Genomic DNA, 25,280 nt, shown 5'->3' with positions numbered 1-25,280 from the left:
GACGGCGACATGGGCACGCAAGGACTCATATGTTGAACAACTATCCGCGCTACGCCTCCTTGCTGCTGGCCCTGGGCCTTGCCGCTTGCAGCACCACCACCGGCACATCGTCACAGCGCGTTGAAGGCACCTATGCTTTTGGCAAGCCGCCGCCGCCGGCGGCCCCCGTGGAGAAATCGCGCGTGGCACCGGTCACGGCCCAGCCGATCCAGGGGAAAAAAGGCCCGGACAACGTCGCCCACATTGTCTATTTCGACTTCGATTCGTACACGGTCAGGCCGACGGACAGGTCCATTGTCGAAAGCCATGCGCGCTGGCTGCGCAGCAATCCGCAGCAGTCGCTGGTGCTTCAAGGCCACACCGACGCGCGTGGCGGCATCGAATACAACCTCGCGCTGGGACACAAGCGCGCCGAGGCCGTGCGTTCCAGCCTGCAGTTGCTGGGCGTGGAGCCGCGCCGGATCGAAGCCGTGAGCTACGGCAAGGAACAGCTGGCCGACCCAGGCTCCAGCGATGCCGCACACCAGCGCAATCGCCGCGTCGAATTCGAGTATCGATGAACTGATCGAGCCACCTTGACCGCTTGCGTGTGAGGAAAGCCTTGATCCCCAAACGCCCCCCCACCACCGCGCTTGCCGCACAAAGCGCCCTGCGGCCCGGGCCCGCCCGGACCACGCTCTCCCTTCAGTTGAGCGCCAGCCTGCAGCACCTAGCGCAGCGCATCACGCTGCTGCCGGAGCCCTATTCGTGCTGCGTGCTGTTTTTCACGGTGGCCGCGCAAGGCGCGCGGAACTGCGTTTTCTTCGTGCGCAGAAGCACCCTGGAGGCCGCCTGGCGCGAAGGCACGACGCGCGTGCGTCAGTGGGCCTGGGCACGCCAGCTCAGCGCGGTCGAACTTCGTATCGATTGGCCCGATGAGATCGTGGTGATAGGCAGCCGCATGCCTGCGCTGGGTCAGTGGGGTCCGGCCTCGGCATGGGCGGTGGCGGACGACGATCTGGAGCATGCAGAACTGATACCGTCGCTGGAACCATCCAATGGGAGTCAGGGCGGTCCGCAAACGCATCTGAATCAGAGCGTTGCCGCCCCCAGCTTCCCGCTGCTTGCCGAGGTGAATCTGCTGCTGCGCCTTCAAGGCCTGCACATAGGCGAGGATGGTGTGCACACTCAACTGCCTGAAGTGGCGCCGGCGCAGCACATGCCATTGCCTGCACACCCGCCCGGAACATTCACCCTCAAGTCAAAGACCCAGTTCTGCGCGCAGCAGCCCCACGAGGGCGACGCCGCGCGCAGCTTCGGGTGCGATCGCCGCTGCGTGACCCATGCGCTGCTGCTGACGCAGCACCATATCGCGCAAACAGAACTCGCCCAGGACGATGTGATCCACGCCATCGAGCGCGCATTCCACTGCGTGGAGAAAAACATCGACAGCCTGCGCACACACGAGGATGCTGCCTACATAGAGCAAACCATGTGCCTGTTGATTTTCACGCGCTATATCTCCAGCCGGAACACGGACGGGGCGTTCAACAATCTCATCCAGCACATGGAACGTCTTGCGCAGAACCTGAGTGCAATCAAAAAACTGCCCTACTCCGATGGGGAATCTTGAAGACTTCTTTCTTCCGGCAATTCAGCGAACGGAGATACCCATCATGGCGACCGACGGCCCACATTGCACCAATAGAGTGATTTACCGCTGCGCCACCCGGATATGCATGTTGGTATTCCAAGGGTTTTCCATTAACCAAAACCAGTGATGCGGCCTGCAGATAAAAAACCCTCATTTACTCGTTCTCTCGCATCCGCATAGACCGCAGTATCTGGCGCGTCGTGGGCATTCAATTCCTCTGGGACATCGTGTGGGTATACCTCATGGTTTTCCCGTATCTACAGCGTCGGCAACCGCCCTGAGGGAGCGAAAAATATCACCGCGTCATTTAATCAAAAACGAATTTATACGCGCAACAAAGAAAAAAATTCGCACAAAAATCGCAAAAAACAAGCGTAAACACTTCAATTCAGGCGCATGTGCCCCAGCACTCCGTAGCCATACAGGCAACAAATCCTTTATGCATGCAGGACAAACGCCATAGTTGCGCTGCATATATTTAAATGAAAAAAACCATTGATAAAGAAAAACTATTTAGCGCGCAATGGATTTGAACCGGCAAACCCCATTCAGAAAACAGGTTGAAAAAACAACTAATTACTGTTTTACACTAAACAAAACATGATTAACATCAATACGCGATGATCGCAAAAGCGCCATGACAGCAAATTAAACGAAAGCTATCAACAAAAGAAAATCATAGAAAACCGGTTTGCACCCAGCCAGATAACGGCCAGCGCCATTAACCGATAGAAACCGCCAGCCGCCCATGCTTCAATACCTGCTACCCCGCCAGCTACTGGCTGCCACCGACAAGGATGAGCAGACAGGCAAGACCTCAGGGTTTAGCTCGGCCATCAGGGATTCATTTGACAGATCGTCCCGTCATCTGCGTCGGGCGGCATGGTTGTCGTTGCCTATCAGTCTGCTGGGCCTATTGCCCTCGATTTTCATCCTGCAGGTCTACAACCGGGTTATCTCGCGCGGCGGCATCGCCACGCTCACCGCCATGGTCGCCGGCGTTCTGTGCTTTCTTTGCCTGGAGCTCTGGCTGCGCCGCCGGCGCGCGCTGGCACTGCGTGAAGCGGGGGCAACCATAGACCGCGAAGTCTCCCAATCGTTGATGAACTGCATGCTGCGCCATCCGCTGCTCACGCTCGAGCGACGCTCGGCCAGCCAATGGATGCAGCTGTTTCGCGATATCGGCACCATGCGCTCCTGCGTGTCGGGCGGCCTCGCGGCTTCCGTGCTCGATCTGCCGATGGCGCTGATCGCGTTGGTCGTGATCGGCATCATCGCCTGGCCCGTGCTGCCGGTGATCCTGGTGGCGATGCTGATCCTGGGCGTGCTCGCCTGGTGGTGGGCCGATGAAGTGCGCACTTCCCGGGTCGAGGAAATCGAGCAGGCGCGTTTGCTCGACCGCGGAACGGCCGAGATCTGCAACGCGCGCTCCACGCTCAAGGTGCTGGGCTACGACGCCGCCGCCAAGCAGTCCTGGCAATCGGGCTACGACCGCTGGTTGGGCGAGAGCTTTCGCAAGAACGGCGACATCGAAAATGCGCGTGAAACGGGCCATGTACTGCTGACTTTTTTCTCCGTTGCGGTCATCACCGTAGGTGCGATCGCGATCAACGCGCAGTGGATGAGCATAGGCAGCCTGATGGCTGTCAACCTGCTGTCGGGCAAGGCGCTGGGCCCCATCGCCCAGCTCGCGAGCAATTGGCGCTCGCTGGCGCGCGCCAACGAAGCCACGGCGCGGCTGCAGGAAGTGCTGCGCGAGCCGCTCGAACCCGAGGCCCAGACCATAGAGCCGCCGCGCCCGCGCGGCGCCTTCCGGCTCGACAACGTGAGCTTCCACTACCCTTCAGGCCATGTCGCGCTCGAGCAGGTCTCGCTGCAGATGGGACCGGGGGGAATCCATGTCATCGTGGGCCGCAACGGCGCCGGCAAATCCACGCTCGCCAAGCTGCTCGCGGGACTGTACCAACCGACGCAAGGCAGCCTGTTCATTGACGAGTACGACATGGCGCAGTTCTCGCGCAACGACCTGGGACGCTGGGTGGGCTGCCTGCCCCAGCAGTCCTACTGGTTCAGCGGCCCCATCATCGACACGCTGCGCATGGTCAACCCGGACGCCGACAGCAACCGGATCTTTGTCGCCTGCCGGCTTTCGGGCGCGCACAACTTCATCAGCCGCCTGCCCAACGGCTACCAGACCGAGCTGGGTGAAGGCGGCGCCGGCCTGTCCGCGGGCGAGCTGCGCAAGCTGGGCCTGGCTCAGCTGTTCCTGCGCAATCCCTCGGTGCTGATTCTGGACGAGCCCAGCAACGACCTCGACTTCGAAAGCGAGACCGAGCTGCTGCAGACGCTCAGGCAGATCGCGGTCAAGCACACCATCATCGTCGTGACCCATTCGCTGCGCGTGGCCTCGCTCGCCCAGCATATCTATCATGTGCGCGGCGACGGCCAGGTGGACCATGGCACGCCCGAGAAAATGCTGCCCGAACTGTTCGGCGTCGCGCGCGCTGGCAGCGCCAGCCCCGTAGCCGATGCGCCGGTCACAGGCGGCGCGGCGGCGCAAACTTCCCAGGTGGCGGTGTAACGATGAACGCGCCCCAGGAACTCCCCGAAGTGCTGCGCGCCGCGCAGCAGGCAGACGCGGCAGACGCGAGCCCTCCTGCGCGCGGCAAGCGGCTCGTGAGCCGGCAACGGCTGCTGATCGCCGCGCTCGCGCTGCTGGTTCTGGTCGGCCTGTTCTATCCGGTCGAGAACGTGGTGGTCGCCAGCGGCCAGGTCATTCCCTCGGACCGCGTGCAGTCCGTGCAGCATCTTGAAGGCGGCATCGTGACCCTGGTGCATGTGAAGGAAGGCCAGACCATCGCCAAGGGCGACCCCATCCTGGAAATCGACCTGGGCGGCACCAGTCTCAACCTGGAGCAGCTCACCGCGCGCAGCGCCACGGCCCAGGCCGTCAGGACGCGGCTGTCCGCGGAGAGCCTGGGCCTCAAGCTCGATGCCAAGCATTTTCCGGCAGAAGTCGACGCGCGCATCGTGCGCTCCGAACTCGGTGCATTCAGCGCGCGCGAACTCGAATTCCGCGGCGGCCTGGCATCGTCCCAGGCCTTGCTCGCCCAGTCGCGCGGCGACGTGGCCCAGGTCCAGGCGCGCATCCAGGGGCTGGAGAACAGCCTGCGCCTGTACGAACAGGAAGCCGCGATCGCCAACCAGCTTGCAGCCGAGCAGCTCATAGGCCAGCTCGAAGTCATCGACAAGCAGCGCGCGCTCGAGCAGGTGCGCGCCGACCTTGCGGCCGCGAGGCAGAGCCTGGTGAGCAACCGCGCCAAGGTCGAGCAGGCCCAGGCCAAGCTGATGGAAACCCAGGGAGCGTTTCGCCGGCGCGCTTCCGACGAGCTGGCGCAGACCGAACGCGAGCTGATGAGCCTGTCGGAAGACCTGTCGCGCGCCCAGAGCCAACGCACGCGCACCGTGGTGCTCGCGCCCACCGACGGCATCGTCAAGGGTCTGCGCAGCTCGGGCGCAGGCTGGGTGGTCAAGCCCGGCGAGCCGATTCTCGAAATCGTGCCGGACAAGGACGAGGTCGTGATCGAGGCGCGGCTGAACCCGTCGGACCGCGGTTATGTGCGCGTCGGACAGCTCACCAAGGCCAAGATCACGGCCTACGACTATCTTCGCTACGGCTTTGTCGAAGGCGAAGTCCGGCTGGTCTCGGCCGATGCGGACCGCGACCCCAGCCGCCCCGATTCGCCCTCGTACTTCCGCATCCAGGCCAGTCTTCTGCAACCCTGGGTGGGCCGCACCGACAACCGCATCACCACCGGCATGCAGGCCGAACTGGACCTGCTGGTGGGCCATGAGCCGTTCATCTGGTATCTGCTGCGCCCCGTGCTGCATATCCAGAGCGAAGCGTTCCGGGAGCCATGATGATGACTGCCACCCGCATCGCTCATGGATCTTCGGCGCTGGGGCTGCTCGCCTGCATGCTGGCCTGGCCCGCGGCCGCGCAGTCGTCGCCTGACAGCCTGGCCGCGTCCGTGCTGGTGGCGGCGCACAGCCTGCCCGCACCGACTGCGCGCCTGCCGTCGAATGCTGCGCCGCTGCAGCTCGCGCAGCAGCTCACGCCCGGCTCGCTGGCCGTCAATCAGTCGCAAAAGCAGTTGCTGCAAGCCGTGTACGGCATGCTCGACGCCCACCCCGATGTGCTCAAGGCGCGGGCCGCGCTCGAGTCCGCGGGACATGACCTGAATTCGGCGAAGAACGCGCGCTGGCCCAGCTTCAAGGTCGGCACCTCGTCCGGCAATGCGTCGATAGGCCAGGGCCAGCGCCGCGAAACGTATACGGCCGTCAATGCCGAAGTCCGCGTGAACCTGCTCGACGGCGGGGCGATAGGCGCGGGCATACGCTCGGCCGAAGGAATGGAAGCCGCGCAGGACAGCGTGCTCTACAGCGCGCGGCAGAACGTGCTGCTCGAAGCGCTGACGGCCCTGCTTGAGCTGCACCGCTTCGAGCGCAAGGCCCAGGTCGCAGCGGAATCGGCCGAGACCATAGGCCAGCTCGCGCATGTGGAGCAGCGCCGGGCCGAGCTGGGCGCGGTCGGCCGCAACGATCTGCGCCGCGCGGCATCGCGCCGCGCCAGCGCACTCGCCCAGCAGCACGAGCTGCAGTCGCAGCGCATGGATGCCGTGGCGCGCTTCACGCGCTATTTCAATTACTCGCCCACGGGCACCCCGCTGCCCGAGCTCGCAGTGCCCGACTACTGGATGCCCGCGAGCGAGCAGGCCGCGCTGCAGGCGTCGGAAACCCATAGCTCGGAGCTGCGCGAATCGCGCCATCTGATCGAGCGCGCGACCGCCGAAGTCGAGCGCAGCAAGGCCCAGCGCTTTCCCACGCTGGCCGGGGTCGTCGCCCATACAAAGGACCCCAAGGGCGTGATCTACAACGAAGGCACGCGCTACGGTCTGGAGCTGAACTGGAACTTCGGCAACGGCTTCGAGCTGCGCGACCGCATTCTCAAGGCGATCAACGAATTGCAGACCCAGGAAGCGCAGCAGGAAGCCGTGCGCCGCCAAGTGCAGGAAGCGGCCTCGGCCGCCTGGGGCCGCTGGCAGGCCGGGCGCGAGCGCGAAGCCCAGTTGACCGATGCGGTGCGCGAAGCGCGCACGGCCTTCGAAGGCTATCGCCGGCTGCTGGAAGTCGGCCGCGGCAGCCTGGCGCAGGTGCTCGATGCCCAGCTGGACATGCAGCGCCTGATGCTCGATGAGGCCGACGCCCTTTACGACCAGCGCATCAACGGACTGCGGCTGGTGCGCACCACCGGCCAGCTGCTGCCGCGCGAACTGCCCGAGCATTGGCTGGACCGGCTGTTCGATCAGCCCACGCTCAGCCACGTTCCCGGCACCCCGACACCGCCGGCCCCGTTGCCCGCCTATGCCGACGCGGCACTGACCGACGCCACCGCCTTGCTGGGCCAGCGCCTGCAACTGCGCCTCGAGACCCGGCTCGACGCCAGTCTGCACGCCCTGCCCGACCACGCTCCCATCAACCACGCGCTGCGATGGTGATGCCATAGGTTTCCACAGCGGCAGCGAGCGCTAGCCCATCGCCCGCCTCCCCGCTTTCAATCCATGGGCCTGTCTTTTGAATGGAATCAAGATGACCAATCTCATCCAACGCTTCTGGAATGACGAAGAAGGTGCTACCGCCATTGAGTACGGGCTGATTGCGGGGTTGATTGCAGTGGGACTCATCACCGCGTTGACAGCACTTGAAGGTGATCTGAGTACGCTCTTTACCGCGATTGGAAACAAGCTGCCAGCAGTCCCCTGAAGAGGACCAATGGTCCATGCTCGCCCCCTCCCTAATGATTCCCCTCTGGCTGCTGTGGCTGATAGCCATAGCCGTCATGGACCTGCGCATGCGCAAGGTGCGCAACTGGATGGTCTTGCTGGGTCTGGGCATGGGCCTGGTGGCACTTGCAACCGATATACAGCCCTTCCAGGTCACGGCCTGGAAGGCGCTGCTGGGCCTGCTGGTGGCATTTGCCGCGCTGCTGCCTTTCTACGCAATGCGCTGGATGGGCGCGGGCGACGTCAAGTTTGCCGCCGTGGCAGGACTGTGGTTCGGCTTGTCGCCTTCCCTGCTGATCATCTGGATAGGCGGCAGCCTGCTGGCGGGCATTCATGGACTGCTGGTGCTCGCGCGGCGCAGGCTGGCGGCAACGCCGACGGGCAGCTGGCTGCAGGCGCATCTGCCTTTGCGGGCCACGACGGCGCTGTTTGCTCCGGAGCCCCGCGCCGCAGCCAGCGGCCAGCCGCGTGCGATCGAACGCAGCGTTCCCTATGCGGGCTATATGGCGCTGACCGCCATCTGGCTGGTGCTGGCCTTCGAGCCCGCGCTGCCGAACTTGAAGGCGTAGCCATGCAGCGCCACTACGTACACGGGAATTTCGCTTTCGAGACCGGCCAAGGCTTGATGCCGCCACGCCCCGAAAGCCAAGTTTCCGCGCCGCGCCAACGCCTGGTGCACCCGGCATTTTCACCATAACAAAAGAGGGCCCGCACGCCATGAACCTCACCAAGATTCTTGCCGGGCTGCTGCTCGTTCTGGCCATTGGCCTGGCCATCGGGGCCTGGATGCTGAGCCGCCCCGCCGACAGGTCAGTCGCTGCGGTTGCGACGGCTGTGCCGCCCAAGGAAAAAATGGAACAGCATGCTGTAGTGGTCGCGGCCAAGGCAGTTGCCGCGGGCCAGCGCCTGGCCGCAGAAGATGTCAAGGTGGTGCAACTGCCCGCGGCCGTCGCCAGCAGTTTCGGCAGCACCGACGCCGTGCTGGGCCGCACTACTGTGATGGCCCTGCCGGCCGAGACGCCCTTGTTCGAGCAGCATCTGATCCAGGGTCTGGCGCTGCAGCTGGAAAACGGCCAGCGCGCGGTATCGGTCGCAGTCAAGGAACCCATGGCCGCGGGCCACCATATCCGCCCCGGCGATTTTGTCGATGTGTTCTTCACGCTCGACGGCAAGAGCGATCAGGCCGCCGTGGACACCCAGACGCGCTTGCTGCTCGCGCGCAGCCGGGTGCTTGCCTACGGCGCAGCCAGCGTGGAAAACCCTCCGCCCACGGCGGATCAGCGCAAGGCGCAGGAGCAAGAGGGCGCCACCGGCGTGCGCCGCGGCGCGCGCGACAACCAGGGCACGCGCGGCGACAACGCCAACACCGCGGTTCTTGCCGTGGCGCTCGACGATGTGCAGCGCCTGACGCTGGCCGAGAAATACGGCCAGCTGACCCTGGCCCTGCGCCATCCCGACGACGCCAGCGTGCCCGACGCCTCGCTGTTCGCGGCCCTGCCCACGGTGCTGCAGCCTGTGGCCGGTCGCCTGCCCAAAGGCGAACAGCTGCAGCCCGCGGACCGCTCGTACGCGGGTCTGAGCTTCAAGGACCTGGCGAGCGGAGCGGATGCGAAAAACACCCGCCGCCCACCGCCCGCCATGCAATCCACCGCCGGGCGTCCCACCCCCAGCCCGCCGCCACGCCAGCAGTCCGTGGAGCTTTACCAGGGAAGCGCCGTACAGACCGTGAGCTATTGAGACCCCGCCTGCGCCTGCGGACGAACGCCACCGGCCTTAATCGAGCACACAGGGTTAAAGACCATGAAAACCGCCACCATTTCGCAATCGACAGTCCTGGGCCTGCTGGGCAGCCTGGCCCTGTGCGCAAGCCCCTCGAACGGCATGGCCCAGTCGACGCCTGCACCCAACGAATCACGCATGGGCGATGCCGGCCCCGCGCTGGATCTGACCGTGGGCCAGCAGCATCTGCTGCAGGAGAACGCAGCCGTGGCGCGCATCGCGGTTGGCGACCCCGCGGTGCTGGATGTCAAAGTGCTGCGCGATCTGGGCGCAGCGCGCGCCGCGGGTCCACGCGCCGCGCAACTGCTGCTCACGCCCAAGGCGCCGGGAACCACCACGCTCGTTGTCTGGCCCGCCAACGGTGCACCCTACACCCGGCAGGTGCGCGTGGGCATGCAGCGCCTGGTGCTCGAGCGCCGCCTGGGTGCGCTGCCCCAGCATGCGCAGGCGCTGGCCGAACTGCGCTCCACCGGCGCCAAGGACGCGCTGCTGGTCGACCGCTCCGAGATCAAGGTGGCCAGCAATACCGTGCAGGTCGATGTACAGGTCGTGGAGTTCAAGAAGTCGGCGCTGCGCCGCGCCGGCATGAACCTGACCAGCGGCCGCAACAACCACGGTTTCCAGTTTGGCGTCTTCACTCCTGGAGCCGCGACGGTCAAAGGCAGTGACAGCGGCACTTCGTCAGGCACCGACGGCAGCGGCACGAACGCGCTGGCCGCCGCGATGAACCTGGTGCTGGGCTTCGGCAAGGCTTTCAGCGGCCAGGGCATCACCGCGCAGCTGGGCTTTCTCGAAGGCAACGGCCTGGCGCGCGTGCTCGCCAAGCCGACGCTGGTCGCGCACAGCGGCCAGAGCGCGAGCTTTCTCGCGGGCGGCGAGATTCCCATTCCCGTGCCAGCGCGCGATGGCAATATCGCGATCGAATACAAGGAATTCGGCGTCAAGCTGCAGCTCACCCCGACGATCCTGTCCGACGAACGCATTGCGCTGAAAGTGGCGCCCGAGGCCAGCGACCTCGACTACAGCCAGGCTCTGACCATCAGCGGCGTCTCGGTGCCGGCCGTGCGCACGCGCCGCGCCGACACCATGGTCGAACTGGCCGACGGCGAAAGCTTCGTCATCGGCGGCCTGGTCAGCCGCGCCACGATCTCCAACATCAACAAGGTACCGCTGCTCGGCGACCTGCCCATCCTGGGCACTTTCTTCAAGAACCTCAACTATTCGCAGGAAGAGACCGAGCTGGTGATCATCGTGACGCCGCGCCTGGTCCACCCCCTTCCCGCCAACACCAATCTCGAGGCGCTGCTGCCCGGGGCCGGCGCGGAGAACCGCAATGCGGCGCAGGTCTGGACGCCTTATCTGGTAGGCGCACCCTATGTCAACTCGGCCTTGCCGGGCTTCTCCTATTGATGCCATGAGCAAAGAACCCTTCGGCCCCTTGCCTCCAGGCGACAAGTCCCCGGTACCGTCGCTTGCCGATCTGCTGGCCGCGCACGCGCCCGAGACCGATGCGCCGCTGGAGCCCGCAGCGCTGCGGCCCGAACCGCTGCAGCCGCCGCCCGCCAGGCGCCCGGCCGAGCCGCAGGTGGACGCAACGGCCGCGGTGGACAGCCCGAAAGTGCCGCTGCTGCTGGTGCATGCCGAGTTTTCGGAAGGCGCGCTGATCCAGACCTGGATGCAGCATGTGATGAAAGGCCCGGCCCTGCATCTGTCGCGCTTTCAGGAAGGCGTGACCGACCTCGTGCTGGACCACCAGCCGTATGCAGTGCTGATCCAGTTCGATCCCTGCTGCATCGAAGCCGCCGTCGCGCTATCCGCGCAACTGCAGCTGCAATACCCGCAGATTCCCCGACTGGCCGTGGGCCGGGCGCGCCACGCCCAGTGCATGCTCGCGGCGCTGCGCACCGGCGTGCAGGACTTCCTCGATATCGACGGGTCCATAGAGACCGCGCAGCTCGTGGTGCGCAAGCTGCTGAGCCATCCGCCTTCGACAGGCCTGCATGCATCGCTGGCGCCGCAGACTGCCATCATCTCGGCGCGCGCGGGCCTGGGCTGCAGCCTGCTCGCAGCCCACCTGAGCTGGCATCTGCAGCTGCGCCTGGGCAGCCCGGCACCGGTAACCCCGGACAAGGCGACCGCGGATGCAACGCCCAAGGAATCGCTGTCCGGCCTGCTGATAGAACTCGGCACTCCCGGCGGCGACTGCGCCATTTACCTCAACACGCCCGGCGAGTTCGGCTTCACCGACGCGGTCAGCCAGCAGCGCCGCCTGGACAGGCGCATGGCGCAAAGTGCGCTCGCACGCCACGCCAGCGGCTTGCGCCTGCTGACGCTGTCGCGCCAGGCCCATGCCTTGCCATCGATCGAAGTCCAGGCGCTGCTCAACCGGCTGGGCCACTATTTCCGCCACATCGTGCTCGACATGGGCGCGACCGAGTCCGCGCAGATGCTCAAGGACGTACTGCCCGCGGCCAGCGAAGTCTGGGTGGTCTGCGACCAGAGCGTGGCCAGCGTGGTCTGGACCGCCGAATTGCTGCAGCAGCTCGATGTGCTGCAGATCCCGCGCAACCGCCGCCAACTGATCATCAGCCGGCATGACACGGGCCTGGAACTGAGTGCCGAACAGATCGCGCGCCAGCTGCAGCTGCCGCTGCTGGCCCACCTTCCCGAGCGCCGCCGTGAGCTGGCCCAGGTGGTCAACCAGGGAAAGCTGTTCACGCCCCAGCAAACGCGCGAACCCTATGTGCAGGTGGTCGAAAAGCTGGTCGATCGCCTGCTGGCGGATCACCACCCGGAAATGGCACCGGCGAAAACGGCATCTGCGAACCCGCTCAACCGGCTGCTGCACCGCATCAGCCACCACTGAACGCACCATGATGAACACGGCTTACTCCCCACATGCGCCTGTCAGCCCCGCCGAGTTCGAGAACAGCGCGCTGCTCGCCGATCTCAAGAACAATGCCTACGACCATCTGCTGAGCCGCATCGAGGAGCTGGGCGCGGAGTTCGGCCGCTGGTCGCCGGCGGCGATTTCGCAGTTCGTGTCGCTGGAGCTCGACAGCTTCATCCGGCTGCACGCCGTGCCCGTGAACGAGCAGGAGGCCCATCTGGTCGCCAGCGCGTTGACGCGCGAGCTCACGGGCCTGGGGCCGCTGCAGCCACTGCTCGACGACCCGAACGTGGAGGACGTGCTGATCAACGGCTACAAGGACATCTATGTCTCGCGCGGCGGCGTGCTCAAGCGCGAGACATCGCAGTTCAAGGACGACGAACATGTGCTGCGCATCGTGCGCCGGATTCTTGCGCCGCTGGGCCGGCGGCTCGACGAATCCAGTCCCATGGTCGACGCGCGGCTGCCCGACGGCGGCCGCATCAACGTCATCATCGCGCCGCTGTCCATCGACGGGCCGTCGGTGTCGATACGCAAGTTCCGCAAGGACCCGCTCACGCCCAAGGAGCTGGTCAAGCTCGGCACCTTCAATGCCGACATCAGCCGCATTCTGGAAATGGCCGTGCAGTCGCGCTGCAATATCCTGATCAGCGGCGGCACCAGCTCGGGCAAGACTTCGCTGCTCAACGCGCTGGCCACCTTCATTCCCGGCCGTGAGCGCATCGTCAGCATCGAGGACACGGCGGAGCTGTCGCTGAACCACAGCCATGTGGTGCGGCTCGAAAGCCGGCCCGGCAGCTTTGACGGCACAGGCCATGTGAGCATCCGCGATCTGCTGGTCAACAGCCTGCGCATGCGGCCGGACCGCATCATCGTCGGCGAAGTGCGCAGCGGCGAAGTGCTGGACCTGCTGCAGGCCATGAACACCGGCCACGATGGCTCCATGGGCACGATACACGCGAGCTCGCCGCGCGAGTGCCTTTACCGCGCGGAAATGCTTGCCGGCTTTGCCGGCTTCCAGGGCAGCGAAAGCAGCCTGCGCCGGCAGATCGCGAACGCGATCGACTTCATCGTGCAGATCGGCCGCCTGTCCAACGGCCGGCGCCGCCTGCTGTCGCTGACCGAAGTGACCGGCATGTCGGACAACGTCATCTCGATGCAGGAGCTTTATCGCTACGAGCCACAGATGGGCGCCGACGGCCAGGAACTCGATCACTGGGTGTCCATGGGCATTTCGCCGCATTCTCCCAAGCTGCTGAGCTGGTGGCGCTCGCAGCAGCAGCAACATGGGAGCGAACGATGACGGCCCTGGCCCCCGCCGTTCTTGTTCTGTGCGCGCTGGCCTGCGTGCTGCTGGCGCTGGCGCTGTGGCTGTTCGCGAGCGCGCGCCGCAAGCAGGCGCAGCAGTCCATCCAGAGCACGCTGCGCCGCGGTCTCGACATACGACGTGAACTGCAGGCCGGCGAAGCGCTGAATCTGCCCAGCGCTTTGGTGTCGCCGATGCCAATGCCAGCGCCGGCACAGGCGCCCTCCCGGCACGAGAGCCTGCGCCGCCTCAAGGAGTATCTGGGCTACAAGGCCTGGGGCATTGCGCCGCGCGCGCTCGCCACGCTGGCGCTGGCCGCGCTCGGGCTGGCGGTGATCGCTGCGCTGCAAGGAGGGATGATTGTCGGCTTGATGGTGCTGGGCCTGTGCCTGCTGCTGGGCATATTCGGCATCTGGCTGCGCCTGAATCGGCGCCGCGCAAAGATGCTCACGCAGCTGCCCAGCTTTCTCGACAACATGGTGCGGCTGCTGTCCATCGGCAACTCGCTGCATGCGGCCTTCCAGTTCGCCAGCAGCAATGTGCCGCCGCCGCTGGGAACGGCGCTGCAGCATGCCTCGGCCTCGCTGAACGTCTCGCCCGACCTGGGCCAGGCCATGGCGCAGCTCGAACGCACCTGGGGCGTGCCGGAGTTCGGCCTGCTGGCCGCGGTGTTTCGCATGACCACGCGCTATGGCGGCCGCGCCGACATGGTGCTCGAGCGCGTCTCGAGCTACATCCGCGACCGGCAATCGGCCGAACGGGAATTGCACTCCATGTCCGCCGAAGTGCGGATGTCGGCCTGGATTCTCGCGCTGCTGCCGATCGTGGTCGGGACCATGATCATGCTGCTCAACCAGGGCTACTTCATGCGCATGTGGAACGATGCCATGGGCCAGAAGATGATTCTCGTTGCCGCGGCGCTGCAGGTCTTCGGCTCGTTTCTGCTGTACCGCCTCGCAAGGCTGCGCTAGGACCATCGCCATGTACCGGGCCTCCCATCTCCCTGCACGACCGCTGCGCGCCTGGCGCAAGGAGCAGCCATGACTGCGCAACAACTATGGATTGCCAGCCTGGCATTCGCCGCACTCGCCGTGCTGCTGCTCGCCGGGGCAATGGTCTGGCAGCTGCGCCGGTCGGCGCGCGCGGCGGCGCTGGTCGGCGAGGTGCTGCACGCGCGCGAAGCCAGCGCGGCGGCGCTGCAGCCGTTTCTCATGCCCGGAACCCCTGCGCATTCGACACCCGGCAATGAAAAGGCCGAAGCCGCGATGGCGCAATCGGTCGCCAACAGCCTCAGGCCACCGGCCTGGCTGCAGTCCGGTCTGTCCAAGGCGCTGTTCGCCGACGAGGACCGCAAGCTGATGGAGCTGGCCGGCATGGAGATCGCGCGCGGCGGCCTGGTCTATGTCATCAGCCGCGTGGTGCTGGCGCTGTGCCTGCCCATGCTCCTGCTCATGCTGTTGCAGCCCAAGGGCCACAACGCGCTGCTCTATGGTTTCCTGGGCTTCGGTTTTGGAATGATGCTGCCCAAATGGCTGGTGCGCTCCAAGGCCAACCGCCGGCGCCAATGCGTGGTCGAGGAACTGCCGCTGTTTGTCGATCTGCTGCGGCTGCTGCAAGGCGTGGGCTTGAGCATTGACCAGAGCATGCAGATTCTCGCCACGGAATTTACCGGCGTGCTGCGCGTGATCGGCGCCGAACTGGCCCTGGCCAACCGGCTCTATGCGAGCGGTCGCACGCGCGAGCAGTCGCTGCAGCGCCTGGCCCATATCGGCGCCGACGATGACCTGAGCGCCGTCGTCAACCTGCTGGTGCAGGTCGACCGGCATGGCGGCGCGGTGCAGGACCCTTTGAAGGAATTCAGCCTGCGGCTGCGCGAGAAGCGCCAGGCGGGTTTCAAGGAAAAGATTGGAATCATCACCGTCAAGATGACCGGCGTCATGGTGCTGACGCTGTTGCCCGCGCTGATCGTCATCACTGCGGGACCAGGCTTCACGGCCGTCATCCGTTCGCTGTCCACGATGGGAGGGAAATAAGCCATGAACCACAAGCCACGCTTTTCGCCTGGGCAGCGCGCGCTCACCGGGCTCGCCGGCGCGATCGCGGCGCTGCTGCTCGCGGGCTGTGCGGCCAAGTCGCCGCAAGGCTATGGCGCTGCCACCGAAGCCAGCCTGGCGCAGCAGGCACAGCAGCAGTTGGAAAAGGCAGAGCAGATGACGCAGGTCGACCCCAAGCAAACCTATCTGGGCCTGATCACGCAAATGCAGCAGGCCAACCAGTGGTACGCCGCGCTGGCGCACACCGAAGCGTTCGAGCGCCAGTACGGCGCCAGCGTGCAGATGCGCTTGCTGCGCGCCGATGCGCTGCGCAATACCGGTCAGGCATTGCCCGCGGAGAACGAGTACCGCGCGCTGCTGGGAGAGACCGACAGCACGACCCAGGCGCGGGCCCACCGCGGGCTGGGACTGTTGCATGCGGGCCAGAAACGCTATGCCCAGGCGGTTGCACAACTCGAGCGCGCGCGCCAGCTCAACCCCATAGACGCCGATCTGCTCAGCGACCTGGCCTACACGCATATGCTCGACGGCCAGCTGTCCGCGGCCGCGTTGCCCATCCTGCAGGCCGCGCAGCTCGCGCCCTCGAATGCGCGGGTGCAACTGAACCTCGCGCTCTACTGGCTCGCGAGCGGCGCCCAGGACCAGGCCACCCAGCTGCTGCAGCGCCTGCGCCTGCCGCCGGCCAGGAACGCCGCGCCGCTGATAGACGAGACCTCGCTGCAGACCTTGCAGGCCCAGCTCGCGGCCGTCACGCAGGCGGTGCAGGACAGGGCCAATCACGCCGCCGCGCAAAGCACTGCCCCGCCCGTGGCGCAGGCGCCCGACCGCATCAGGACCGTGGTGCTCGAACATGCGCCGCGCGCCGCCGATGCCGCCACGCTCACCGCGGACCGCCGCCCGACGCCTGCCCCCACGCGATAAGGAGCCCGTATGACCTTGCATTTCACCATCCATCCGCGCCTGCAGATTTCGCTGATGCTGCTGGCCCTGGCAATGGCAATGGCGAGCGGCGTTCATGCCCAGACCGACCGCAGCGTCGCCGCCGTGCAGGCGCCGCCGCCGGCCGAGGAGAATGTGCCGCCCCAGCCCTTGCGCGTCAGAAGCATAGATATCGGCAGCGCCGCGCAGAAGCTCTGGGACCTGCAGCGCGCGGCGCCCGGCGTGCGCCCCCGCCCCATCGATGGCGATCAGGCCAGCCGCAGCTACCAGCGCTATCTCAAGAGCTTCGAGTACCCCATTCCCGAGCGCTTCAGTTCCGGCTTGGAAATCGTGAAGAAGTAAGCGCGTCACGCCATGCTGCAGCCGCCACGCACTTCCGAGCCAACCGGCGCCCCGCAAAGGCGTCAGCGCGGTGTCTATGCGCTGGAGTGGGCTTTCATCTTTCCGGCATTCTTCATGCTGCTGTACGGAATCATCTGCTACGGCCTGACTTTCCTGGTGCGTGAATCCATGCAGTACGCAGTGGAGGAAGGGGCCAGGGCCGCGCTGAGATATCCGGTGGGCGCGAGCTCGTCCACCTGGAACGACAGAAAAACGCAGACCGTCGCCGCGGTCAAGGACCGCCTGAACTGGCTGCCGACTGCCATCAGACCTACCGACGCCAACGTCAAGTTCACCGTATGCCTGGTCAGCGATGCGGCCTGCAATCAGGACAGCGTGCTCAATGCCAGTCTGCCCTGCAGCACCGCCGCACCCTGCATGATTCTGGTTTCCTACGCCATCAACAACTATCAGGACCATGCCATTGCCCCTGCCTTTCCCGGCATCGGGCTGGTCTTGCCTTCGAGGCTGCAGGCCAACGCCAGCATCCTGATGGACAGGGAGTTGCTGTGAAAACTCCACGGCCCCATCGCTTGGCCAATGCGGTCGCGGCGCGCCACAGACAGCATGGCGTTGCAGCCATTGAATTCGCGCTGCTTGCCATTCTCATGACGACTTTGCTTCTGGGCCTTATGGTGTGGTGGCAGTATTTTCAGGCCAACCAGATATTGACGCGAGCGGCAGGCGACGGTGCGCGGGCCGCACATACGCTGGTCATAACAGGTACAGCCCCCTGCGTCGTGACCAATGCGGCCACCAACAAGGCCAGCATTGAAACGCGCATCGAAAACATCATCAAAAGTCAACTGACGCACAGTGGACTGGCCGCGGAAAAGTTCAGCATTTCAAACAAATTGTGGAAATGCTCCAATACCGGAACGGAGAGTTTCAGCTTCGACGTCAGCTACCAACTTCCATCATTCATAGGCAGCAATAGTTTTCTGAAAGAGCCGACCAGCCTGAACATCAAGGATCACATCGTGGTCCACTTCCCTTCCACGACTTGAAGGACAGGCAGCATGACGTACCACATGTCCCGCAATCCCCCGCTGCAGAATGGTTCCATACTGGTTCAATTCGCTCTGCTGGTTCTGGTTCTCATCGCGATACTTGGTACGATTCAGATTGGCTACATGTATTATGCAAAGCGCGATTTGCAACGCATCGCCGATATGGCCGCCCTCGAGTCCGCAAACGCCATCAAGATCGCGACCACCTGCAACGATGCGAAAAACTCCGGAAAACAAAGCATAGATGCCCAATGGCCGCTGGGCATTACGACAACAGGAAACACTCTCGACAAGATCGAATGCGGCCAATGGACAAAAGCGGCAGGTTTCGTTTCGGTCAGCCCATTCAACGCCGCCCGCGTCACGCTGTCCGGCGAGAGCCTGCAGCTGGTTCCATTCACAGGAAACAGAACAGTTGGCGCCACGGCCACCGCGGCCATCGCCAGTGATTCGATCGCCTCTTTCTCCATAGGCTCCGGAGTTGCAAGGTTGAACGACGGCGCGCTTAACAGTCTTCTTACACTGCTGCTTGGCACCAGCGTCAATCTGAGCCTTGCCGACTACACCGGTCTTGCAAACACCAATGTCAATCTTCTGGGACTGATGAATGCCTTGCAGGTCAATGCAGGCAACTATGCGGAACTGCTCAACACCACGGTCAGTCTGGAACAGCTTTTGCAAGCCAGCATCCAGGTGGCGGAAAACATCCAGGATCAGGCAACCGCCGACATTGCCATCAATGCCCTGGGCAATCTGCTTGCGCTTCCCGCAACGCTGAATCTGAACAATACATTCATCAACCTGCTCAAGGACGGCAGCCAAAAAGGCCTGGTGGACCTGGGGATCTATCAGAACCTGCCCTCTTCCGCGCTGAATGCCGATGTGAGCGCGCTGAGCATCCTGACCACGGCATTGCAGATCGCCAATGCGAACTCTGCGGCTGCACTGCAGACCACGCTTGATCTGGGCGTGCTGGCAAAGACCACCGTGGCGGTGAAGATCATAGAACCGCCCGTCATCGCCACCGGCCCGGCGGGGAAGGATGGCAGCGGGCAATACATAACGAGAGCACATACTGGCCAGGTTCGCACAAAGATCGATCTACAAGCCCTCAATGCTCTGACGTCCTCGGGTAATCTGCTCGATCTCAACCTCCTGTTCCTGCTGCGTCTGCAGGCATCGCTGCCGTCCAGCAGCGCGATCAATCTTCCGATTTATGTGGAGGTGGCTTCCGCCGATGGCGAGCTGGAAAGCATTTCGTGCCACTTTTACGCTGCCAACACCCACAAAACCACCATTCTGGCAAAACCCGGGGTAGCACATATATTCCTTGGAAAAATACCTGATGCAATGACCAACACCACTACTGCGTGGGGAGGCTTGTCCAAGGATTATTTCAACCTCCTTGACATCAACGTCAGAGTGACTTTGCTTGGGCTGCCAATTCTGGTGGCACCCGTGAAATTGATGGCCAAGCTGGATCTTTCCATAGACAACCCTAAATCAGCTCTTGACTTCAGTTATTCAACGGAAGAACCTCGTTCCGAACAGAATCTGATAAAGACTGTTGGATCGGAAACAAAACTGGGCGCTGCGCTCGGAAATGCATTGAGCAATAATCTATTGCAATTTCGACTGGACACGAGTGGCCTGACGCTTCTTGGAATCGATCTCGATTATTTATCGGTCATCGTTGATGCCCTGGTCAACAGTCTTTCCATAATCGTCGGCGTGGTCGTATCCCTGCTTTCCACATTGCTGAATCCGATTTTCATCTTGCTTGATTCTTTGCTGGGCCCCCTGTTGAAAACATTGGGACTGCAGATCGGCTACGCCGATGTAGAACTGCTTTGGACAGACTGCAATCCGGCGCAACTGGTGAATTGAATCGATTCATCAACCAACCATTCAACATCAAGGAACCGCACAGTGAATCAGGGAGAATTGGTCATCTACGTCTGGGAAGGCCAAGCCGATATCGCGGAGCGGGTGGAGCGTTGCATGCTCAGCATGGACGTGGAGGTCGTGCGTGCCGACGGCCTGAACATGGCTCCGGCCTCGACCGCCGGCCAGAACGCGATTGCGGTGGTGAGCGTGTCCATGCTCGAAGGCGCGCGTTTCAGCCGCAACCATGTCGAGGGCACGTTCGGCGGCATGCCCGTGCTGTGGGTCAGCTCGAATCTGCGCGGCGCGACCGCGGGCAGCTATGCGACCGAGTACTCGCATGTGCTGCCGTTCGACTTCACGGGCGCGGAGTTGCGCGCGATGCTGGCACGCATCCTGCAGCGCCTGCAGAGTTCGCACAGCCAGCCCCAGCGCTCAGACGACATCATTGCGGTCGCCGAGTGCATGCTGAGCCTGCTCAACGACGCCGACACCTTTGCCGATTGCGAGCACAGCGTGCTCATCAGCGGCGAGACCGGCACCGGCAAGGAGCGCATCGCCGAACGCCTGCATGTGCGCAACACCCATTACGGCCAGGGGCCGTTTGTCGTCGTCAACTGCGGAGCCATCCCCGACGGGCTGTTCGAATCGCTGTTCTTCGGCCATGCGAAGGGTTCGTTCACCGGCGCCGTGACCGCGCACAAGGGCTTTTTCGAGCAGGCCAGCGGCGGCACGCTGTTCCTCGACGAGATTGCCGATCTGCCGCTCTACCAGCAGGTCAAGCTGCTGCGCGTGCTCGAGGAGCGCACGGTCACGCGGCTGGGCTCGGCCACGCCGGTGCGGCTGGATTTCAGGTTGGTGGCCGCAACCAACAAGCCTTTGCGCGAACAGGTGCACGCGGGCCGCTTTCGCGCCGATCTGTTCTTTCGACTCGCGGTGATCGAGCTGCAGATGCCCAGCCTCGAAGAGCGCGGCGAAGCCGACAAGCTCGCCATCTTCTCCAGCATCCTGCACAAGGTGGTCGGCGAGGAAATGATGACCAAGCTGGGCGAGCCGCCATTCTTCATTCTCGACGCGGTCGCGCAAATGTACTTTCCGGGCAATGTGCGCGAACTGCGCAACCTGACCGAGCGCATAGGCGTCGCCGCGCGCCAGACCGGCGACTGGCTCGCGGGCGGTGCGACCGAGCGCATCCTGCGCCAGGCGCAAAGCCTGTCGGCCGTTACGTTTCCGCTGCAGACCGGCGCCAGCGAAGCGTTGCCCGCCAGTCGCGCCAACTGGGACCAGGAAGAGCGCAACCGCATCATCGCCGCGCTGGGGGCCAACGACTGGAAACGCCAGCCCACGGCCGACCAGCTGGGCATCAGCCGCAAGGTGCTGTGGGAAAAGATGCGCAAGTACCAGATCAGCAACGGTGAGCCCGAAGTTCCGCTGGCCGTCGGCATCCCTGCGGATGCCGAAGACGACAGCGAGAAGTGACGCCGCCGCCGTATCTGCCCCTGCCCTGAATCCGCGAAGTTTTATTCCATGCAAAAACCTCTGATCGTTTTCGTCGGCGCCGTCTACCCCAGTCAATACACACTGCTGTGCAGCCATCTGCGCGCCAGCGGCATGGCCGACAGCTGGTTCATGACCACGCCGGGCCACAAGGCCAACCACGAAAAGGACTGCGACCACCTGCTGTCCTTCCAGCCCGACGGCAACATCGTCGGCCCGCAAAGCTACTACTATTCGAGCAAGGTCGAGCGCTCGGCGCGCATCTGCCGCGGCGTGCTCAAGGCACTCAAGGACTTCGAGAAGGCGCAGGGCCGGCGCATCGACGTGGTGGTCGCGCACTCGCTGTGGGGCGCGCCGAACTGGCTTTACGATGAACTGGATGCAGCCGTGGTCAGCTACATCGAATTTCCCAGCTACCGCGCGCACGGCTGCGACCCCATGTATCCACCCGACGAAGCCCAGCGCCTGGCCGACCGCAACACCGAGATGCTGCACTTTCACCAGGTGCTGTGCAGCGACCTGACCATCGTGCCCAGCGCCCATGCGCGCTCCCTGTTCCCGCCACTGCTGCAGGACCGGATCGCGGTGCAGTTCGAAGGCTTCGACATCCAGCCGCCGCTGCGCGACCCTGCGACCGATACAGTGCCGGGCCGGCGTTTCACGCTGGCATTTTCGGCGCGCGACCTGTCGAGCGCCAAGGGCTTCGAGACCTATATGCGGCTGGTGGACCGCATGGTGCGCGAAGGCGACGCCCAGAACACGCGCTTCATCGCCATAGGCGACGACAAGGCCGCAACCTATGGCTACGAGCAGCAGTGGGTGGAGCGCCGCTATGGCGGCAAGGTCGCGAGCTTTCGCGACCATTTGCTCAAGGTCTACCCCGGCGCCGAGGTGGTCGAGTTTCCTGGACGCCTGCCCTATGCGGAATTCGCTGCGCTGCTGGCCGAGGTGGACCTGTTTCTCTATCCGCTGCGCCATGGCGTGGCGAACTGGGGGCTGATGGAAATCCTGGCGCGCGGCGGCTGCGTGATCGGCACCAACTGGGGCTTTCTTCCCGAGCTGGTGCAAAACGATGTCAACGGACTGCTGCTGCCAGACAACGACGACGCATGGATTGCCGCGATACGCGCGCTGCGCGCCGATCCGGCCAGGCGCGCGCGCTATGCCAGGGCTGCACAGGAGACAGGCCAGAAGTACCACATCTCGAAGATTGCGCCGCGCTTCATGGCACTGTTCGAACGCGCACTCGCCCAGCGACGCGCACCGCTGCTGGCCGGGGCGTAAGGCGCATGCTGAAGCGATGGGACACAGCACGCCGCAGATGCCGTCAGACGCTGGTCATCCCGGGCGCGGCATCCCAGGCCACCCGGTTGCGCCCCGCGTTCTTCGCCAGGTAGAGCAAGGCATCGGCACGCTCCAGGGCGCGCGGCAGGTCGTCGCAAGACCCCACGCCGGCCACACCGAAACTCGCCGTGACGGCGCCGGCAATGGCGCTGCAATGGGTTTGCGCCAGCTGCCGGCGCATGCGTTCAGCAACGCCGGCAGCGATGGCCATATCGGCGCAATGCAGCAAGACGACAAATTCCTCGCCGCCGAAGCGCGCCACCAGATCGCCCGGGCGCACCTGCTGCTGCAGCGTCTGGCCCACGATCTGCAGCACCTCATCGCCGGCAGCGTGCCCCCAGGCGTCGTTGACGCGCTTGAAATGGTCTACATCGCACACCAGCAGCGCCCAGCCTGACGAGCGCGGGCTGCGCAGGCGCGTTTGCGCGGATTCGAGAAAGGAACGGCGATTGAGCAAGCAGGTCAGGGCATCATGGTCGCGCTCGCTGCGCAGGGCCTGGAGAATCTCGCGCAGCGAACAGGCGAGAAGGCTCAGGATGAACGCCAGCCCTATCACCATGTTGACCGCCAGCATCAGCAACCACAGGCCCGACTGCGTCAGATCTTCGACACTTTGCACCGGCAGCAAATACATGACCACGCCGGTGCGCACCACCGCGTTGACCAGCAAGGCCAGATAGCAGGCCCACAGAATGCGCTCCACGCCGCTTTTGAAAGCGGGCGCCCGGAAAATGCTGCGCACCGGCAAAGCCCGCAGCAAAAGCATGGCGACGTTCAGGATCACAATGCGCAGCCACAGTTGATCCGAGACCTGCGAGAAATAGAACAGCAGCGCCAGCGCCACAACGGCTATCGCCAGGGCCAGCCTGGGATGCGCCGACCCGCCGTAGCGCTGCGCCATGCCGCGCGAAATCACCCAGACGCCGGCCATGTAGAGCGCGCCGGTGAGCACGGCCCAATGAGCCAGCTGCCCATTGGTCATCAGACTTTGTGCTCCCAAGGGGAAAGCCAGCACAACGTAGCCCGAGGCGATCCACAGCACCGAGCGCTGCGTGCGCATGGCCGGCATGGCTTTCCAGCAGGCGATCAACGCCAAGCCTAGCAACAGCGAGCAAGCCGGGACAATCAGCGCGAAATAGGAGTCAGGCGACACAGTGGACGGTGGAAGGACTTGCGGTGCACGAGCGACAACCCCATCAGGGCATTGCAAAGTGTAACGTCCCCGCACCCGCCGCCCGGATTGGGCGCGCACCGGCGTCGAAAGCCTGGCACAGCACATGGCCTGCAGCAGATCGCCAGGCGACGCTGGCGCAGCCAGGTATCCATCGTGCGAAAAAAAAGGCCCTTGAATGCTTCAAGGGCCTTTTGATCGATTTTGTATCTGGGGTGGCTGATGGGGCTCGAACCCACGACAACAGGAATCACAATCCTGGACTCTACCAACTGAGCTACAGCCACCGTAGATTCAAATTATAGCGCGTTTTTCGACGCTCAAATCGAGTCGGCGCATTTTGCGCGGCAGCCGGTCGCACCCGCAAGCGCGCGAGCTATTCGAGCAGCGCATATTCATACTCCCAAAACTCACTTGTCCAGGCCCATGGGTGCTTCTACATTCAGTTGCAAGTGCTGGCCCAAAAGCCCATCCAACAGCTGGCGCGAAAGCTTCATCCCCTTTCCGAACTCCCAAGGACCACCATGACAACGACAGTTTCTGCCTGCAGCCCGCGGGCTCTTGCAATCAAAGTGGGCGCCACGGTGCTGCTGGCCACACTGGCGGGCACGGCCCTGGCCAACACGGCGGCGGCCAGCAGCGCCGGACCGCTGGTCACGGCCGAATGGCTGGCGCAAAACCTCAGCCGCCCCGACGTGCGCGTGATCGAAGTCAGCGTCAATCCAGGCCTCTACGAGCGTGCGCATATTCCGGGCGCGGTGAACCTCTCCTGGCACAACGACCTCAACGACAAGCTGCGCCGCGACATCGTCGGCAAGCAGGACTTCGAGAAACTGCTGTCCAGGGCCGGCGTGAAGGACGACACCACCGTCGTGCTCTACGGCGACACCAACAACTGGTTTGCGGCCTGGGGCGCCTGGGTGTTCGACATCTACGGCGTGAAGAACGTCAAGCTGCTTGACGGCGGGCGCAAGAAATGGGAGGCCGAAAACCGTCCGCTGAACAACCGCGCGCCCGAGTACGCGGCCACGACCTACCGCGTGGGCAAGGTCAACCTGGACCTGCGCGCGCGGCTGAGCGATGCGCTGGCCGTGGCCGAAGGCAAGTCGCAGGCCCGGCTGATCGACATCCGCTCGGGCGACGAGTACCAGGGCAAGATCTTTGCTCCGGCCGGCGTGCCCGAGCTGGCGATCCGTGCGGGGCATATTCCCGGTGCGGTGAACGTGCCCTGGGGCCAGGCGGTGCAGGAAGACGGCACCTTCAAGCCCAAGGAAGAGCTGCGCAAGCTCTACGCGGGCGTCGGCATAGACGGCAGCAAGCCGGTGATCACTTATTGCCGCATCGGCGAGCGCTCCAGCCACACCTGGTTTGCGCTCTCCAAGATCCTGGGCTACGACGTGAAGAACTACGACGGCTCCTGGACCGAATACGGCAACGCCGTGGGCGTGCCGATCAACAACCCCGCCGGCACGGTCTGGGCGGCCAAGTAATCGCGGGCCCGCGCCTCTTGACCCTTGGATGCCCGCCTGCGCGGGCATTTTTGCGATCA

22 protein-coding genes and 1 tRNA gene are annotated in these 25,280 nt (G+C 64.2%); 21 read left to right on the top strand and 2 right to left on the bottom strand.

Features of this window, described 5'->3' with window-relative positions; genetic code table 11:
• The first annotated feature begins 29 nt into the window (after positions 1-29).
• From ACSVDO_RS08725 to ACSVDO_RS08630, 20 genes are all read left to right on the top strand, one after another.
• Positions 30-560: an OmpA family protein gene (locus ACSVDO_RS08725; protein ID WP_332538950.1), complete on the top strand. Its 531-nt coding sequence runs from the start codon at positions 30-32 to the stop codon at positions 558-560.
• 41 nt (positions 561-601) lie between these two features.
• Positions 602-1,612, top strand: coding sequence for a hypothetical protein (locus ACSVDO_RS08720; protein ID WP_489595928.1), 1,011 nt, complete (start codon positions 602-604; stop codon positions 1,610-1,612).
• 769 nt (positions 1,613-2,381) lie between these two features.
• Complete coding sequence (locus ACSVDO_RS08715) at positions 2,382-4,214, top strand: peptidase domain-containing ABC transporter (RefSeq protein WP_442881527.1); 1,833 nt, start codon at positions 2,382-2,384, stop codon at positions 4,212-4,214.
• A gap of 2 nt (positions 4,215-4,216) precedes the next feature.
• Positions 4,217-5,554: an HlyD family type I secretion periplasmic adaptor subunit gene (locus ACSVDO_RS08710; RefSeq protein WP_489595926.1), complete on the top strand. Its 1,338-nt coding sequence runs from the start codon at positions 4,217-4,219 to the stop codon at positions 5,552-5,554.
• Positions 5,554-7,191: a TolC family protein gene (locus tag ACSVDO_RS08705; RefSeq protein WP_489595924.1), complete on the top strand. Its 1,638-nt coding sequence runs from the start codon at positions 5,554-5,556 to the stop codon at positions 7,189-7,191. Before ACSVDO_RS08710 ends, ACSVDO_RS08705 begins: the two co-directional genes overlap by 1 nt.
• A gap of 91 nt (positions 7,192-7,282) precedes the next feature.
• Positions 7,283-7,456, top strand: a complete 174-nt coding sequence (locus ACSVDO_RS08700; protein ID WP_332538956.1) for a Flp family type IVb pilin — start codon at positions 7,283-7,285, stop codon at positions 7,454-7,456.
• A gap of 16 nt (positions 7,457-7,472) precedes the next feature.
• Complete coding sequence (locus tag ACSVDO_RS08695) at positions 7,473-8,045, top strand: A24 family peptidase (protein WP_489595922.1); 573 nt, start codon at positions 7,473-7,475, stop codon at positions 8,043-8,045.
• 148 nt (positions 8,046-8,193) lie between these two features.
• Positions 8,194-9,213 carry a Flp pilus assembly protein CpaB gene (cpaB, locus tag ACSVDO_RS08690; protein ID WP_489595921.1) on the top strand — a complete coding sequence of 340 codons (1,020 nt, stop codon included), beginning with the start codon at positions 8,194-8,196 and terminating at the stop codon, positions 9,211-9,213.
• A gap of 63 nt (positions 9,214-9,276) precedes the next feature.
• A complete protein-coding gene (locus tag ACSVDO_RS08685; RefSeq protein WP_332538961.1) occupies positions 9,277-10,665 on the top strand; it encodes a type II and III secretion system protein family protein in 1,389 nt (462 codons plus the stop codon).
• Between the two features lie 4 nt (positions 10,666-10,669).
• Positions 10,670-12,121, top strand: a complete 1,452-nt coding sequence (locus ACSVDO_RS08680; protein WP_489595919.1) for a CpaE/TadZ family protein — start codon at positions 10,670-10,672, stop codon at positions 12,119-12,121.
• Between the two features lie 7 nt (positions 12,122-12,128).
• Positions 12,129-13,448, top strand: coding sequence for a TadA family conjugal transfer-associated ATPase (locus ACSVDO_RS08675; RefSeq protein WP_489595917.1), 1,320 nt, complete (start codon positions 12,129-12,131; stop codon positions 13,446-13,448).
• The gene (locus tag ACSVDO_RS08670; RefSeq protein WP_489595915.1) at positions 13,445-14,422 is read left to right on the top strand and encodes a type II secretion system F family protein; all 978 of its coding nucleotides are present in this window, start codon (positions 13,445-13,447) and stop codon (positions 14,420-14,422) included. Before ACSVDO_RS08675 ends, ACSVDO_RS08670 begins: the two co-directional genes overlap by 4 nt.
• Before the next feature lie 69 nt (positions 14,423-14,491).
• A complete protein-coding gene (locus ACSVDO_RS08665) occupies positions 14,492-15,484 on the top strand; it encodes a type II secretion system F family protein (RefSeq protein WP_489595914.1) in 993 nt (330 codons plus the stop codon).
• Between the two features lie 3 nt (positions 15,485-15,487).
• Complete coding sequence (locus ACSVDO_RS08660; RefSeq protein WP_489595913.1) at positions 15,488-16,426, top strand: tetratricopeptide repeat protein; 939 nt, start codon at positions 15,488-15,490, stop codon at positions 16,424-16,426.
• 9 nt (positions 16,427-16,435) lie between these two features.
• A complete protein-coding gene (locus ACSVDO_RS08655; protein WP_489595911.1) occupies positions 16,436-16,786 on the top strand; it encodes a DUF3613 domain-containing protein in 351 nt (116 codons plus the stop codon).
• A gap of 114 nt (positions 16,787-16,900) precedes the next feature.
• On the top strand, positions 16,901-17,338 hold the full coding sequence (locus tag ACSVDO_RS08650; RefSeq protein WP_489595910.1) for a TadE/TadG family type IV pilus assembly protein: 438 nt from the start codon (positions 16,901-16,903) through the stop codon (positions 17,336-17,338).
• Positions 17,335-17,832 (top strand): TadE/TadG family type IV pilus assembly protein, encoded by a 498-nt coding sequence (locus tag ACSVDO_RS08645; RefSeq protein WP_489595908.1) that lies wholly within the window; start codon positions 17,335-17,337, stop codon positions 17,830-17,832. Before ACSVDO_RS08650 ends, ACSVDO_RS08645 begins: the two co-directional genes overlap by 4 nt.
• A 24-nt stretch (positions 17,833-17,856) precedes the next feature.
• A complete protein-coding gene (locus tag ACSVDO_RS08640; RefSeq protein ID WP_489595906.1) occupies positions 17,857-19,722 on the top strand; it encodes a TadE/TadG family type IV pilus assembly protein in 1,866 nt (621 codons plus the stop codon).
• A gap of 42 nt (positions 19,723-19,764) precedes the next feature.
• Entirely contained in the window at positions 19,765-21,198 is a 1,434-nt protein-coding gene (locus ACSVDO_RS08635) for a sigma-54 dependent transcriptional regulator (protein WP_332538409.1), read from the top strand.
• 48 nt (positions 21,199-21,246) lie between these two features.
• Positions 21,247-22,500, top strand: coding sequence for a glycosyltransferase (locus ACSVDO_RS08630; RefSeq protein WP_489595904.1), 1,254 nt, complete (start codon positions 21,247-21,249; stop codon positions 22,498-22,500).
• Between the two features lie 43 nt (positions 22,501-22,543).
• On the opposite strand, the gene ACSVDO_RS08625 is transcribed toward ACSVDO_RS08630, so the two are convergent.
• A complete protein-coding gene (locus ACSVDO_RS08625) occupies positions 22,544-23,629 on the bottom strand; it encodes a GGDEF domain-containing protein (RefSeq protein ID WP_489595902.1) in 1,086 nt (361 codons plus the stop codon).
• A gap of 313 nt (positions 23,630-23,942) precedes the next feature.
• A tRNA-His gene (locus ACSVDO_RS08620) sits at positions 23,943-24,018 on the bottom strand.
• Between the two features lie 237 nt (positions 24,019-24,255).
• Here ACSVDO_RS08620 and ACSVDO_RS08615 point away from each other — a divergent pair.
• Positions 24,256-25,221 (top strand): sulfurtransferase, encoded by a 966-nt coding sequence (locus ACSVDO_RS08615; protein WP_489595900.1) that lies wholly within the window; start codon positions 24,256-24,258, stop codon positions 25,219-25,221.
• Positions 25,222-25,280 lie beyond the last annotated feature (59 nt).

Source organism: Comamonas sp. DB36 (assembly GCF_057914905.1).
Note: the sequence above shows the minus strand (reverse complement) of the source record. Positions and strands in the feature narration are given on the sequence as shown.

Excerpts from the sequence above, each read along its gene's own strand:
- ACSVDO_RS08725 (WP_332538950.1), top strand. The coding sequence starts at position 30 with ATGTTGAACAACTATCCGCGCTACGCCTCCTTGCTGCTGGCCCTGGGC.
- ACSVDO_RS08715 (WP_442881527.1), top strand. The coding sequence starts at position 2,382 with ATGCTTCAATACCTGCTACCCCGCCAGCTACTGGCTGCCACCGACAAG.
- ACSVDO_RS08710 (WP_489595926.1), top strand. The coding sequence starts at position 4,217 with ATGAACGCGCCCCAGGAACTCCCCGAAGTGCTGCGCGCCGCGCAGCAG.
- ACSVDO_RS08705 (WP_489595924.1), top strand. The coding sequence starts at position 5,554 with ATGATGACTGCCACCCGCATCGCTCATGGATCTTCGGCGCTGGGGCTG.
- ACSVDO_RS08700 (WP_332538956.1), top strand. The coding sequence starts at position 7,283 with ATGACCAATCTCATCCAACGCTTCTGGAATGACGAAGAAGGTGCTACC.
- ACSVDO_RS08695 (WP_489595922.1), top strand. The coding sequence starts at position 7,473 with ATGCTCGCCCCCTCCCTAATGATTCCCCTCTGGCTGCTGTGGCTGATA.
- cpaB (WP_489595921.1), top strand. The coding sequence starts at position 8,194 with ATGAACCTCACCAAGATTCTTGCCGGGCTGCTGCTCGTTCTGGCCATT.
- ACSVDO_RS08685 (WP_332538961.1), top strand. The coding sequence starts at position 9,277 with ATGAAAACCGCCACCATTTCGCAATCGACAGTCCTGGGCCTGCTGGGC.
- ACSVDO_RS08680 (WP_489595919.1), top strand. The coding sequence starts at position 10,670 with ATGAGCAAAGAACCCTTCGGCCCCTTGCCTCCAGGCGACAAGTCCCCG.
- ACSVDO_RS08675 (WP_489595917.1), top strand. The coding sequence starts at position 12,129 with ATGATGAACACGGCTTACTCCCCACATGCGCCTGTCAGCCCCGCCGAG.
- ACSVDO_RS08670 (WP_489595915.1), top strand. The coding sequence starts at position 13,445 with ATGACGGCCCTGGCCCCCGCCGTTCTTGTTCTGTGCGCGCTGGCCTGC.
- ACSVDO_RS08665 (WP_489595914.1), top strand. The coding sequence starts at position 14,492 with ATGACTGCGCAACAACTATGGATTGCCAGCCTGGCATTCGCCGCACTC.
- ACSVDO_RS08660 (WP_489595913.1), top strand. The coding sequence starts at position 15,488 with ATGAACCACAAGCCACGCTTTTCGCCTGGGCAGCGCGCGCTCACCGGG.
- ACSVDO_RS08655 (WP_489595911.1), top strand. The coding sequence starts at position 16,436 with ATGACCTTGCATTTCACCATCCATCCGCGCCTGCAGATTTCGCTGATG.
- ACSVDO_RS08650 (WP_489595910.1), top strand. The coding sequence starts at position 16,901 with ATGCTGCTGTACGGAATCATCTGCTACGGCCTGACTTTCCTGGTGCGT.
- ACSVDO_RS08640 (WP_489595906.1), top strand. The coding sequence starts at position 17,857 with ATGTCCCGCAATCCCCCGCTGCAGAATGGTTCCATACTGGTTCAATTC.
- ACSVDO_RS08630 (WP_489595904.1), top strand. The coding sequence starts at position 21,247 with ATGCAAAAACCTCTGATCGTTTTCGTCGGCGCCGTCTACCCCAGTCAA.
- ACSVDO_RS08625 (WP_489595902.1), bottom strand. The coding sequence starts at position 23,629 with ATGCCGGCCATGCGCACGCAGCGCTCGGTGCTGTGGATCGCCTCGGGC.
- ACSVDO_RS08615 (WP_489595900.1), top strand. The coding sequence starts at position 24,256 with ATGACAACGACAGTTTCTGCCTGCAGCCCGCGGGCTCTTGCAATCAAA.